We start from the raw sequence: 13,060 nt of genomic DNA on the forward strand, positions 1-13,060 counted from the left end.
AGATGTCATGAAAGGGTCGTTCAGGACGAAAAACGTCCTGAACGACCCTTTCATGACACTCGAGGTCAGATGTCCTGAACCGGGTTCGTCAGCGTGCCGATGCCTTCGATGGTGATCGAGACCGACTGGCCGTCCTCGATCGGGCCGACGCCCTCGGGCGTGCCGGTCAGGATGACGTCGCCGGGCAGCAGGGTCATCACCCCGGACACGAACTCGACCAGCTCGGGGATCTTGTGCACCAGGTCCGACGTCCGGCCGTCCTGCTTGAGCTCACCGTCCACCTCGGACTTGAGCGCGAGATCGGCCGCGTCGAGCGAGGTCTCGATCCACGGTCCGAGCGGGCAGAAGGTGTCGAAACCCTTCGCCCTGCCCCACTGGCCGTCGGACTTCTGCAGGTCACGCGCGCTGACGTCGTTCGCCACGGTGTAGCCGAGGATCGCGCTCGCCGCGCGGGCGGCGGGCACGTTCTTGACCGGCTGGCCGATGACGATCGCCAGTTCGCCCTCGAAGTCGACCCGGCCGACGCCGCGCGGGCGGCGGATCGGCACGTTCGGCCCGATCACCGTGGTCGACGGCTTGATGAACAGCATCGGGTCCTGCGGGACCTCGTTGCCGAACTCGGCCGCGTGCTTGGCGTAGTTCCGGCCGACCGCGATCACCTTCGACGGCAGGATCGGCGCGAGCAGCCGGACGTCGGCGAGCGGCCAGCGCTTGCCGGTGAAGTTGGGGTTGCCGAAGGGGTGCTCGGCGATTTCCAGTACCTGGGCGTCGTCGCCGTCCCCTTCGATCGAAGCGAACGCGACACCACCGGGATGAGCAATTCGGGCTAGACGCACTCCCCCACTGTACGACTCCTCACGCCGGGGCCTCCCTGAGGGACTTGTGCACGAGCGCGTCGCACAGCGCCAGCCAGCTCGCCTCGACGATGTTCCCGTGCACGCCGACGGTGGTCCACTCGCGTTCGCCGTCGCTGGTCTCGACGAGCACGCGGGTGACGGCGTCCGTGCCCGGATGGCCGGGCAGGATCCGCACCTTGTAGTCGGCCAGCTCCACACTGTCCAACCAGGACAGATGCGGGCTGAGCGCCTCGCGCAGGGCGGCGTCGAGCGCGTGCACGGGGCCGTTGCCCTCGGCGGTCGCGATCACGCGTTGCCCGGCGACGTGCACCTTCACCGTCGCCTCGGAGACGACCTCGCCGTCGGACCGGTGGTCCAGGACGACGCGGTACGACTCCAGTTCGAACGGCGGTTCGTCGAGGACGTCGCTCTGCGGGCCGTCGACCTCGCGCCGCAGCAGCAGTTCCAGTGAAGCGTCCGCGGCTTCGAAGGACCAGCCTTCGGATTCGAGCCGCTTCACCTTCTTCACGGCGCTTGTCAGCGCCTCGGGCTGGCCGGCAAGGTCGACCCCGAGCTCACGTCCCTTGAGCTCCAGGCTGGCCCTGCCGGCCATCTCGGTGACCAGTACCCGCATGTCGTTGCCGACCGAAGCTGGATCGATGTGGTTGTACAGCAACGGATCCACCTTGATCGCGCTCGCGTGCAGTCCCGCCTTGTGGGCGAAGGCCGACGCCCCTACGTAAGCCTGGTGGGTGTAGGGGGCGAGGTTCGCGATTTCGGCAAGGGCATGGGAGACCCGGGTGAGCTCGGCGGCGCCTCCGGTCGGGAGGACCTCCATGCCGAGCTTGGTCACCAAATTCCCTGTCACGGCGAAAAGATCGGCGTTACCCGCCCGTTCGCCGTAACCATTGGCGGTGCACTGGACGTGCGTCACGCCGGCCTGCACGGCGGCGACGGAATTCGCCACCGCGCAGGAAGTGTCGTCCTGACAATGGATTCCGAGCCGGAATCCGGTCCTTTCCTTGACCTCGCGGACGGTTTCCGCGAGGCCGAGCGGCAGCTGGCCGCCGTTCGTGTCGCACAACACGGCGACGTCCGCGCCAGCGTTCATTCCCGCGTCGAGCACCTTCAGCGCGGTGTCCGGGGAGAACGCGTAGCCGTCGAAAAAGTGTTCCGCGTCAAGGAAGACGCGACGTCCTTCGCCGACGAGGAAAGCGACGGTGTCACGCACCATCTCGCACGCCTCGTCGACGTCGACCCGCAGCGCGCGTTCGATGTGCCGCAGATCCGATTTGGCCACGAGCGTGACCACCGGCGCCTGGGAATCGAGCAGGGCCCGCACCTGCTGATCGTGCTCGGCCTTGGTGCCCGCCTTCCGCGTCGCGCCGAAGGCGACGAGCGCGGCGTGGCGCAGTTTCAGCTCGCCCGAAGCGGCGCGGGCGAAGAATTCCGTGTCCTTGGGCAGCGCGCCCGGCCATCCGCCTTCGATGAACCCGACCCCGAGATCGTCGAGCAGCCTCGCCACCGCCAGTTTGTCCGTGACGGAGTAGGAGATCCCCTCGCGCTGCGCGCCGTCGCGCAGCGTCGTGTCGTACAGGTGGAAGGCGTCGCCGAGCGGTGTATCGGCGGGCTCCTTGCGGGTCACGGGAATCTCCTCGTGGTGGGGCGAAACGTGTTCAGGCAACAAAAAAACCTCCCGCATGGGTGCGAGAGGTTGCGCGCCGGGGGCTCTTGTGGAGCTGTTATCCGGCGCGCTCGGCGATAATGATGGTGCAGGAGGTCACGGACGCATCATGGCACACGCTTCGCCGGGCGTCCACAAGCCGGGCGAGACTTCCCACTTCCTGGGAGCCGCCGATCGATCCCCGAACCGGTCCGTGAAGGCCTCCTTGAGGGACTCTGGGTCCCTCAAGGAGGCCTTCACGGACTTCGAACCGAGACCGAACGCAGCGAAGGGGCCCTTCACCGCGTGAGATGCGGTGAAGGGCCCCTTCGTCCCAGAGCTACTACTGAGTGACCGGGCGCACGTTCGACGACACCAGAGCCGCCAGCCGGTCACCGATCGCGTGCGTCGCACCGGGCGAAGCCTGGTCGCGGGTCGCGAGGTCGAAGGCCACCGAGGCCTCGATCCGCCGCGCCGCCTCCTTCTGTCCCAAGTGGTCCAGCAGCAGCGAGACCGAGAGCACCGCGGCGGTCGGGTCGGCGAGACCCTGGCCCGCGATGTCCGGCGCGCTGCCGTGCACCGGCTCGAACATGCTCGGGTTCCGCCGGGTGATGTCGAGGTTCCCGCTCGCCGCCAGCCCGATGCCGCCGGTCACGGCGGCCGCCAGGTCGGTGATGATGTCGCCGAACAGGTTGTCCGTCACCACGACGTCGAAGCGGGACGGGTCGGTCACCAGGTGGATGGTCGCGGCGTCCACATGGGAGTAGGCGACGGTCACCTCCGGGTGCTCCAGCGAGACCTCTTCGACGATCCGCGACCACAGCGAGCCCGCGTACTCCAGCACGTTCGTCTTGTGCAGGAGCGTCAGGTGCTTGCGAGGCCGCGCCTCGGCCCGGTTGAACGCGTCGGTCACCACGCGCCGGACGCCGAACGCCGTGTTGACGCTGACCTCCGTCGCGATCTCGTTCTCGGTGTCCTTGCGCAGCAGGCCACCGTTGCCCGCGTACGGGCCTTCGGTGCCTTCACGCACGACGACCATGTCGATCTCGCCCGCCTCGGCGAGCGGTCCGCGCACACCCGGGTACAGCCGGGCGGGGCGCAGGTTCACGTGGTGGTCGAGCTCGAACCGGAGCCGCAGCAACAGGCCACGCTCCAGGATGCCGCTCGGCACCGTCGGGTCGCCCACCGCGCCCAGCAGGATCGCGTCGTGCTGACGGAGTTCACCGAGTACCGACTCCGGGAGCAGCTCGCCGGTGGAGTGCCACCGGGCGGCGCCGAGGTCGTAGTTCGTGATCTCCGCCGTCGGTACGACCTCACCGAGCACCTTGAGCGCCTCGGAGACCACTTCGGGCCCGATCCCGTCTCCTGGGATCACCGCGAGCCGCATCCACACACCTCCGTAGACCAGGCCACCGGCAGTCCGGATGGCCCATCCGCAAGAAAACGCCAGCAGCGGAAGGTTACCGGCCGTAGCCCGGTAGCCGTAGCCGCACCACCCTTATGCCGGAACCTCCCACAGAGCGAGACAGCCGAAAGAGTGAAAACAAGAAGGGACGCCCTGGCGCAAAGCATGCCGCCAGGGCGTCCCTCACCTCATCGAACGCGGGTTATCGCTCTATCGCGTCAGCCCACACCGATCGGCTGACGTCCGGTGTGCCGCCCGCCGTTGCCCGGCCGGTCGACACCCGTGTCGCCACCACCGTTGTTCGTCTGGATCTTCACCACGTTCGCCCGGTTGCCCGAGGCGTTGTGGTGCTCGATCGCCAGCAGGCCCAGCACGGTGTCCTGCGCGGCCGCGTTGCGGTTGACCACCAGCGCCGTGCCCGGCTTCGCGACGTAGCCCAGCGCGGAGTCGCCGCCGCCCTGGACCGAGTACGCGGGAGCCAAGGCGTCGAACGAAAGCGGCGTGCCGACGTAGTCGATCGTCGACGAGTCCGCACCCGGCGCCGCGTAGAACCCGGAGGTCCCGACGGTGTAGCTGATCTTGTGCGACGCGGCGTTCGGGTCGATGCCCAGCGCGGCGATGCTCACCGGCAGTACGACGACGTTGGTGTCGTACACGTTCGTGTCGACGTCGCCGAGCTGGCCGTTGATCGGCTGGATGTCCACCTGCGGGAAGCCCGGCTTCAGCGCCACGGTGACCGCCACGAGGACGTCGGTCGACGTCACCTTGGTCACATAGGTCTCGAAGTCCGGCTGCCCGTCGCCCGTGGTGTCGATGTCCACGAACGGCGAGGTGTTGCTGCCCAGGTTGGCCAGGTCGCTCCAGGTGGTGAGACCGAAGGCCAGCAACGCGTTCTCCGGCTCACCCTGCGCCTTGGCCAGCGGAGCGGTCGACGCCGCGCCGATGTAGCGCAGGTCGGCACCCTTGGCGGTCTGGTTCAGCGTGCAGTCGGTCGTGACGTCGCCGTCGCATTCCGGCAGCTGCGGGGATTCCGCCTGCAGTTCGAGCACGCTGATCAGCGAGCGGTACCGCTGCGCACCGGAACCCTGATCCACGCCCTTGCCGGTCAGGTTCAGCACGGCCTGGTTCTGGCCGGCGCCGAAGTTGACGTTGCCCGGGGTGTTGATGGACGAGACGGGCTTCGGCGCGGAGTACACCGAGAGCCGCAGCGGAACGGTCGTGCCGCTCTTCGGGGTGAACGCGATCCGGCCGGAGGCGTCCGCCACGAACTGCCGGGCGAGGCCGACCTGCGTGGCCGCCATGGTCGGGTCCATGACCTTGCGGAGCGCCTTGGGGTCGGCGATCTTCAGGGTCACCTTCACCAGCGCGATACCGCGCGGGCTCAGCTTCACCGTCGGCTTGTCCACTGTGTACTCGACACCGGGGAGCGAGTTCACGGCTTCGTAGCCCACCGAGTACTCGACCGGCTTGATGCCCTTGTTGACCACCTTGACCGTCTTGGTCAGGGTGACCGGGCCGCCCGCTTCGACGACGCCGAAGTTGACCGAGACGAAGCCGGGGTTGTCGACGACGTAGGCCAGGACCTGGTTGTCCAGCGCGGCCTTCGCGTCGATCCGGCCGCTGCCGACGCGCTGCGGACCGTAGACCCGGCCCGACGCGTCACGGATGTCGTGGCCGGCGGTGTTGATCACCGAGGCCTTGACCTCCTCGACCGACCAGTCCGGGTGCGCCTGGCGGATCAGGGCGGTGATACCCGAGGTGTGCGGAGCCGCCATCGACGTCCCCGAGATGACCAGGCGACCGGACCCGCTGCCGCTCAGCGCGGACGAGATCGAGTCACCGGGCGCCGCGACGTCCGGCTTGACGGCCGGGCCGCGCCCGCCACGCGAGGTGAACGAGCTCGGAGTGTCCACAATGGACTGGTCGGTGGTCGGCACGGACACCCGGCCCTTGCCGGTCATGCGGACCTGCAGCGTGCCCGCGGCCACCGCGGGACGGACCGAGGCGGTCGCGCTGCCGGTCAGCTGGAACGTCGGCAGGGCGGCGTTGCCCGCGATGCCCGCCGAGAAGTGCTCCAGCGTCGAGGAGAACAGCGCGCCCTTGGCACCGGCCGCCTGCGCGTTGTTCGACCGGGCGCCCGAACCGCAGGCACGGGTCGCGTCGTTGTCGTCCCATTCGAGGAACACGATCTTGCCCGCGGCCTTGGCCTTGTCGGCCTCGGAGTACGGCTTGCAGCCGGCGGCGTTGTCGGCCGACAGCGTGACCACCGGCGCGGTGACGTCGAGCGTGTCGTAGGTCGCGTAGTTCTGGCTGAACTGGCCGGTCTTCGCGCCCTTGACACCGTCGGGAGCGACGGCTTCGACCGCGTCGCGAAGGACGGACGCGTCACGGCTGCTGGCGACGGTCAGCGCCTCGGGCGTGTTGCCCGGCGCGCCGCCGACGTCGTTGAGGTCACCGCCGTTGCCCGCGGAGAACACCGGGACGACGTTGTTCGCGGCGATCTTGCGCACGAACAGCGAGTCCGGGTCGTCCGGGGTGGCGAAGTCGCCGCCCAGCGACAGGTTGACCACGTCGAGGTGGTCGGTGAAGTCGCCGTCGCCGTCCGGGTCGAGCGACCAGTCGAGCGCCTGCGAGGTGACGTTGGTCGAACCGTCGCAGCCGAAGACCTTGATCGCGTACAGCAGGGCCTTGGGCGCGGTGCCCGGGCCGATCTGCATCGCTTCGATCTTCTTCTTGTTGAGCTTCTTGTAGTCGCCCGTGAAGGTCTTGCCCGCTTCGTCGACACCGAAGCCGGCGACCGTGCCCGCGACGTGCGTGCCGTGGTGGCCGCACGAGATCGGGTTGGGGTCGGGCTTCGGGGTGTTGAGGGCCGGGTCGTCGCTGCCCGAGTCGTAGGCGTCGCCGACCAGGTCGATACCGCCGACGACCTTGTCGGTCGGGAAGGCGGGGGTGGCCTGGTCGCGGTTGATCGCGTTGTAGGCCTCGGCCGTACCCGGACCGCCGAAGGTGGCGTGGGTGTAGTCGATGCCGTCGTCGATCACGCCGACGCGGATGCCGTCGCCGTAGCGGCCGGTCTGCTGCCACGACGCGAGCGTGTTGGTCAGCTGGACCGCGCTGGAGTTGGTGCGGGTCTTGGGGACCACCTTCTTGACCGAGACGACATCCGGCCGCTTCGCCAGCTCGCGGATCTTCGCCGCGTCGGCCGTGACGACCGCTCCGGCGACCGCGTTGGCGGTCTGCGTGACCAGCTGGGTGCCGGCGTCGGCGGCCTTGAGCTGCCCGACGACGGAGTTCACCGTCGCGGCGGCGTCGGCCTTGGCGTCCTTCGCGGCCTTCTTCGCCTTTTCCTTGCCTGCGCCCTTGTTCTGCTCGGCGTTGAAGGCGTCGACGGCGGGCTGCTTGGCCAGCTCGACGAAGGCGGTGATCTTGCCTTGGGCGGCCTTGAGCTTCGGCTCGACCTTCCCCTGGAATCCGTTACGGTCGATCTTCGCCGGCGTGACGCCGTCCGCGAGGGGGACATCCTGCGCGGCCGCGGACGCCCCGGTCACGGACGTCACGAGCAACGCGGCGAAGACCGCGGCCGATGAGCGGATGGCCCACCGGGGTACGCGGGATCTGTTCATGAGTACGTGCCCTCACTCGAGGCCTTGACTCGGAACCTGCCTGCCGCTCGAACACACCCCCGACGGTGAGCCCCGGCGCCGCGCCGTGCCCTTGACGGCGCGATGGTTCGGCCTCGCCGGAAGAACCTATCGGGGGACCAGCCCGACTTCAGTAGGCATTTTTCACCGTTATTGAATCTTGCTCTGCGATCTCGCGAACCCCGCACACACAACAACCACAGTTAGTCGGCTAATTGCGGAGAAGTACATGAAGGCCCCCTTCCTGTACCTAGGCGCAAGGAAGGGGGCCTTCATGTACTTGGAGGTCAGCCGAAGTTGACCGCGCGGATCGTGTGCGCGCCCACGGTGGCGCCGATCGGCTCCAGCAGGTGCGAGTCGACGGAACGGTCCACGCGCAGCAGCATCACCGCGTCCGCGCCGTCGGTGGTCTGGCTGATCTGCGCGGCCTCGATGTTGAGGCCCGCCTCGCCGAGCAGCGTGCCGACGCGGCCCATGATGCCCGGGCGGTCCGGGTATTCGAGCAGCAGCACGTTGCCTTCGGCGCGCAGGTCGAAGTGGCGGCCGTTGACCTCGACCAGCTTCTCGACCTCGTCCTTGCCGGTGACCGAACCGGACACCGAAAGGGTGGTGCCGTCGGCGTGCACGGCGCGGACGGTGACCAGGCTGCGGAACTTGGGGCTTTCGGTCTCGGTGACGAGATCGACCTGGACGCCCAGCTCTTCGGCCACACGCGGCGCGTTCACGAAGGTGACCTGGTCCTCGACGACGCCGGAGAACACGCCGCGCTCGGCCGCGAGCGGCAGCACGCTGACGTCCTCGGCGGCCAGCTCGCCCTTGACCACGACGGTGACCGAGGCCGGGGCCTTCGGGTTCAGCGCGGTCAGCACGGTGCCGAGCTTCTGGGTGAGCGAGAGGTACGGCCGGACGTGCTCGCCGACCGTGCCGCCGCCCGCGACGTTCACCGCGTCCGGCACGAAGTCGCCGCGCAGCGCGAGCAGCACGGACTTCGCGACGTCGGTGCCCGCGCGGTCCTGCGCCTCGGCGGTCGAAGCGCCCAGGTGCGGGGTGACGACGACGTTCGGCAGGCCGAACAGCGGGCTCTCGGTGGTGGGCTCGGTGACGAACACGTCGATACCGGCACCGCCGACGTGGCCGGAGCTGACCGCGTCCGCCAGCGCCTGCTCGTCGATCAGGCCACCGCGCGCGGCGTTGACGATGATGACGCCCTGCTTGGTCTTCTTGAGCGCGTCGGCGCCGATGAGGCCCTTGGTCTCCGGGGTCTTCGGCAGGTGGATGGAGATCGCGTCGGCACGCTCCAGCAGCTCGTCCAGCGTGACCAGCTCGATGCCGAGCTGCGCGGCACGGGCGGCCGAGACGTAGGGGTCGTAGGCGATGAGCTTGGTGTCGAACGCGGCGAGCCGCTGCGCGAACAGCTGGCCGATCTTGCCGAGGCCGACCACACCGATGGTCTTGCCCTGGATCTCGACGCCGGAGTAGGCGCTGCGCTTCCACGCGCCGCCCTGGAGGCTCTGGTCCGCGGCCGGGACCCGGCGGGCGACGGCGAGCAGCAGCGCGACGGCGTGCTCGGCGGCGGAGACGATGTTCGACGTCGGCGCGTTGACCACCAGCACACCGCGTTCGGTGGCGGCGGGGACCTCGACGTTGTCCAGCCCGACGCCGGCGCGGGCGACGACCTTGAGCGAGGTGGTGGCGCCGAGGACCTCGGCGTCGACCTTGGTCGCGGACCGCACGAGCAGCGCGTCCGCCGTCTTCACGGCTTCGAGCAGCGCGGGGCGGTCCGTGCCGTCCACATGCTGGACCTCGACCTCGTCGGAGAAGACACTCAGCACGGAAGGCGCGAGCTTCTCGGCGATGAGGACGACGGGCTTGTTCGGCTTGGTCACGATACGGCTCCCACTATCTGGTCTGTGCCTGCGACTCACTGTTGACGGTCACGCCGTTGTGCCCGGTTGCGCCGCAGTTTAGACCTGGTGACAGGGGATTGTTAACTCGCCCGTAATCCCGCGAAAACGAGCTCGAGGAGCCGTTCGAGGCCCTCGTCACCCGAAAGGTGTTCGCTGGCCCAGGAAAGCGCGTGCAGCAGCACCAGTAATTCGTGCACTGTGACGTCGGCCCGGAGCTCGCCCGAGGCCTTCGCCCTTTCCACCAGTTGGGACACCTGGTCCCGCATCGCGTGACAGGACGCATACAGCGGCGAAGTCTCGTCGTTGAGGACGTCGACCATCAGCTCGGGCAGCCCCCGGTAGCGCGCCGACTGTTCACCCATCCCGGCGAACCAGGCCTTCAACGCCTCCACCGGCTCCGGCGAGCCCAGCAGCTCGCGAGCCGCCTCGGCCTGCGCGTCGAAGCCGTCACGCAGCACCGTCTCGACCAGCGCTTCTCGCGTCGGGAAGTGCCGGTAGAGCGTTCCGATGCCGACTCCGGCGCGGCGCGCGATCTCTTCCAGCGACGCCTCGACCCCGTTCGCGGCGAAGGCGTGCCTCGCCTCTTCGAGGAGGCGCTCGTAGTTGCGCCGGGCGTCCGCCCGCAGCGGCTTCTTCTGGGTGTCCATCGCGCTCCCGAGCCTAGTCTCGACAAATCGGAGGCAGCCTCCGTATAGTCGGCGACGTAAGCGGAGGCAGCCTCATGTTAGCTGGGGAGACGGAAATGACCTTGATCGAAGAAACCCGGGACCGGCTGGGAGCGGTGGGTGTCTGGCTGCCGGTCGGCATGTTCACGCCGACACCGGACGAGGAACGGCGGGCGATCCGACGCCTGGAGGAGCTGGGTTACCGCACCGTTTGGGGTGGCGAGGGGCCCGGCAACCGGGAGCTGTTCGCCTACAGCGCCATCACGCTCGCGGCCACCGAACGGGTGGTGGTCGGCACCGGGATCGCGAACATCTGGTCGCGGCCCGCGTACACCGCCCACAGCGGCGGGCGGACCCTCGCGCAGGCGTTCCCCGGCCGCTTCGTGCTCGGCGTCGGGATCGGCCACTCGTACCAGGCGGCGAAGGCGGGCTCGGACTACCGTCCGCTCGAACAGACCCGCGACTACCTCACGGCCATGGCCGCGGCGGCGGAGGAATTCCCTTCCCCTGCCCCCTTCCCTCGGGTCTTGGCCGCCGTCGGGCCGAAGATGCTCGAACTCGCGCGGGATCTCACGGACGGGGCGCATCCGTTCGCCCAGCCCTTCGAGCACACGCCCTACTCGCGCGAAATACTCGGCCCGGACAAGCTGCTCATCCCCACCCATTCGGTTCTGCTCGGCGACCGCGAACAGGCGCGGAAGAGCGTGGCGAGGGACATCGGGCTGATGAAGCAGTACGGCATCCCGCACTATTTCAACGGCTGGAAGCGGCTCGGCTACACCGACGCGGACATCGACGACGTCAGCGACCGGCTCGTGGACGGGCTGACCGCGTGGGGCGACGAAGAGCGGATCGCCGGGCGGCTCAAGGAACTCGTCGACGCCGGAGCGGACACCGTGCTCGTCAATCCCGTCGGGGACGATCTCACGTCCATCGTGGACCAGCTGGAACGGCTCGCCCCGGCATTGACGGCGGTGACCCGATGAGCGTCGGAATCTGGACGTTCGCGTTCGACGGCAAGGAAATCGGCGAAGTCCGCGAGGCGGCCGCGGAAGTCGAGGAGCTCGGGTTCGACACGCTGTGGTTCGGGGAGTACCTGGGCCGGGAGGCGTTCACGCAGGCAGGTCTGCTGCTCGCGGCGACATCCCGGCTGACCGTCGCCACCGGGATCGCGCGGTTTTCGCACCGGGCACCCGTCGCGGCGGCCGCCGCCGAGCGAACCCTCTCCGAGGCCTATCCCGGCCGATTCGTCCTCGGACTCGGCGGGCACCTTCCGGGCGCGAAACCGCTGGAGGGGATGCGCGGCTATCTCGACGAGATGGACCGGACCGAACTGTCCACACCGGACTCACCACGTCGTCGCGTGCTGGCGGCACTGGGACCGAAGATGCTCTCCCTGGCCGCGGAACGCACCGATGGGGCGCATACGTACTTCGTCCCCGTCGAGCACACCGCGCTGGCGCGGGAAGCCATCGGGCCTTCGGCCTACCTCGCCGTCGAGCAGGCCGTCGTACTGGGATCGGACCGGGAGATCGCGCGGCGGCACGTGTCGATGTACCTGGACCTGGCCGCCCACCATCAGGCGAATCTGCGGCGGTTCGGGTTCACCGAGAAGGACTACGGCTCCGACAAGCTGGTGGACGCGCTGGTCGCGGTCGGCGAAGACGAGATCAACGCTCGGGTGCGGGCACATTTGGACGCCGGGGCCGACCACGTCTGCCTCCAGGTCCTGACCGGGGACGAGCGGATCCCGCTGGCCGAATGGCGGGTTCTGTCGGGGGTCGGGGGTAGCGTGCGGGAGCGTGACGTCACCGGCTGAACTCGCCTTCGAGAACGCACGGGAACTGATCGACGCGCGAGACCTGGCCGGGCTCGCGCGCCTGATCGGTGACCTGCCCACCCTCGTCCACGCGCACGGGAAGAACGGGAACGACCTGCTCGGCATGGCCGCCGCGACCTGCGACGAGCGGCTGTGCCGGATCCTGCTCGACCACGGCGCCGATCCGGCCTCCGCCAACGTGCACGGCTGGACGGCGCTGCACCAGGCCGGGTACGCCGGGCTGCCGCTGCTGGTCACGATGCTGCTCGAAGCGGGAGCCCCGGTCGACGTCCCGGCCCGGGGCGACGGCGGCACACCGCTGGTGGTCGCGTTGTTCTGGGGCCATCGGGAGGCCGCGGAGCTGCTGGCTTCGCGCAGCCTCTCCCCCGGCAACCTCCGGGTGGCGGCTGGGCTCGGCCGGGCCGATCTGCTCGACGAGTTGCTCGCCCCGGACGGCACACTCGCCCCCGAGGCGGGCGCGCATCGCGAATTCCACCGGCCGCACAGCGGTTTCCCGGAATGGCGGCCGAGCGACGACCCGGCCGAGATCGTCGACGAGGCGCTTTCGTGGGCGGCGCGGAACGACCGGTCCTCCGCCGTGCGCACCCTGGTGGAGCGGGGCGCCCACGTGGACGCCGACGTCTACCGGGGCACGGCGCTGACGTGGGCCGCTGCCCAGGGCAAGGCTTCGGCGATCAGGACTTTGGCGGAGCTGGGCGCTTCGGTCGACCACCGGGGGACGTTCGGCGGGCTCTCGCACGGCGAAGGCGTCACGGCGCTGCATCTGGCCGTGCAGGGCGGGCATGTGGACGCCGTGCGGGCGTTGCTCGAGGCGGGGGCGGATCCTTCGCTGGAGGATTCGCTGTATCAATCGTCGGCTTTGGGGTGGGCCGAGCACTTCGAGCAGACGGAGATCTTGGCGGTGCTTCGGGGCGCCTGAACCCTTGTGGCTGTCACCGACGTTACGAATGCCATGAACGGTCCGTTCCTTGCAAATTTTGCAAGGAACGGACCGTTCATGGCACGGCCACCGGTCCCCCGGATGTCATGAAAGGGCCGTTCAGGACGAAAAACGTCAGGAACGGCCCTTTCATGACATCCGCGCGAGCGTGTCCCGATCCTGA

General features: G+C 69.0%; 9 protein-coding genes. 3 read left to right on the forward strand and 6 right to left on the reverse strand.

Features of this window, described 5'->3' with window-relative positions; genetic code table 11:
* Window positions 1-65 precede the first annotated feature (65 nt).
* From AORI_RS72135 to AORI_RS72160, 6 genes are all read right to left on the reverse strand, one after another.
* A complete protein-coding gene (locus tag AORI_RS72135) occupies window positions 66-836 on the reverse strand; it encodes a fumarylacetoacetate hydrolase family protein (RefSeq protein ID WP_016336525.1) in 771 nt (256 codons plus the stop codon).
* 19 nt (window positions 837-855) lie between these two features.
* On the reverse strand, window positions 856-2,481 hold the full coding sequence (gene cimA, locus AORI_RS72140) for a citramalate synthase (protein ID WP_016336526.1): 1,626 nt from the start codon (window positions 2,479-2,481) through the stop codon (window positions 856-858).
* Window positions 2,482-2,842: 361 nt separating this feature from the next.
* On the reverse strand, window positions 2,843-3,886 hold the full coding sequence (locus AORI_RS72145; RefSeq protein ID WP_007031599.1) for a 3-isopropylmalate dehydrogenase: 1,044 nt from the start codon (window positions 3,884-3,886) through the stop codon (window positions 2,843-2,845).
* Window positions 3,887-4,122: 236 nt separating this feature from the next.
* Window positions 4,123-7,527 (reverse strand): S8 family peptidase, encoded by a 3,405-nt coding sequence (locus AORI_RS72150; RefSeq protein ID WP_016336527.1) that lies wholly within the window; start codon window positions 7,525-7,527, stop codon window positions 4,123-4,125.
* Window positions 7,528-7,832: 305 nt separating this feature from the next.
* Window positions 7,833-9,431, reverse strand: a complete 1,599-nt coding sequence (serA, locus tag AORI_RS72155) for a phosphoglycerate dehydrogenase (protein WP_016336528.1) — start codon at window positions 9,429-9,431, stop codon at window positions 7,833-7,835.
* Between the two features lie 101 nt (window positions 9,432-9,532).
* Complete coding sequence (locus AORI_RS72160) at window positions 9,533-10,099, reverse strand: TetR/AcrR family transcriptional regulator (RefSeq protein ID WP_016336529.1); 567 nt, start codon at window positions 10,097-10,099, stop codon at window positions 9,533-9,535.
* Between the two features lie 95 nt (window positions 10,100-10,194).
* Here AORI_RS72160 and AORI_RS72165 point away from each other — a divergent pair, with 95 nt between their 5' ends.
* From AORI_RS72165 to AORI_RS72175, 3 genes are read left to right on the forward strand one after another with little or no spacing between them, the layout of a single operon-like run.
* Window positions 10,195-11,103, forward strand: coding sequence for a TIGR03620 family F420-dependent LLM class oxidoreductase (locus AORI_RS72165; protein ID WP_016336530.1), 909 nt, complete (start codon window positions 10,195-10,197; stop codon window positions 11,101-11,103).
* Window positions 11,100-11,936, forward strand: a complete 837-nt coding sequence (locus AORI_RS72170) for a TIGR03620 family F420-dependent LLM class oxidoreductase (RefSeq protein WP_016336531.1) — start codon at window positions 11,100-11,102, stop codon at window positions 11,934-11,936. The genes AORI_RS72165 and AORI_RS72170 overlap by 4 nt, the downstream gene beginning before the upstream one ends.
* A complete protein-coding gene (locus AORI_RS72175; RefSeq protein WP_016336532.1) occupies window positions 11,920-12,876 on the forward strand; it encodes an ankyrin repeat domain-containing protein in 957 nt (318 codons plus the stop codon). The genes AORI_RS72170 and AORI_RS72175 overlap by 17 nt, the downstream gene beginning before the upstream one ends.
* Window positions 12,877-13,060: the final 184 nt, after the last annotated feature.

Source organism: Amycolatopsis keratiniphila, assembly GCF_000400635.2.
Classification (GTDB): domain Bacteria; phylum Actinomycetota; class Actinomycetes; order Mycobacteriales; family Pseudonocardiaceae; genus Amycolatopsis; species Amycolatopsis keratiniphila.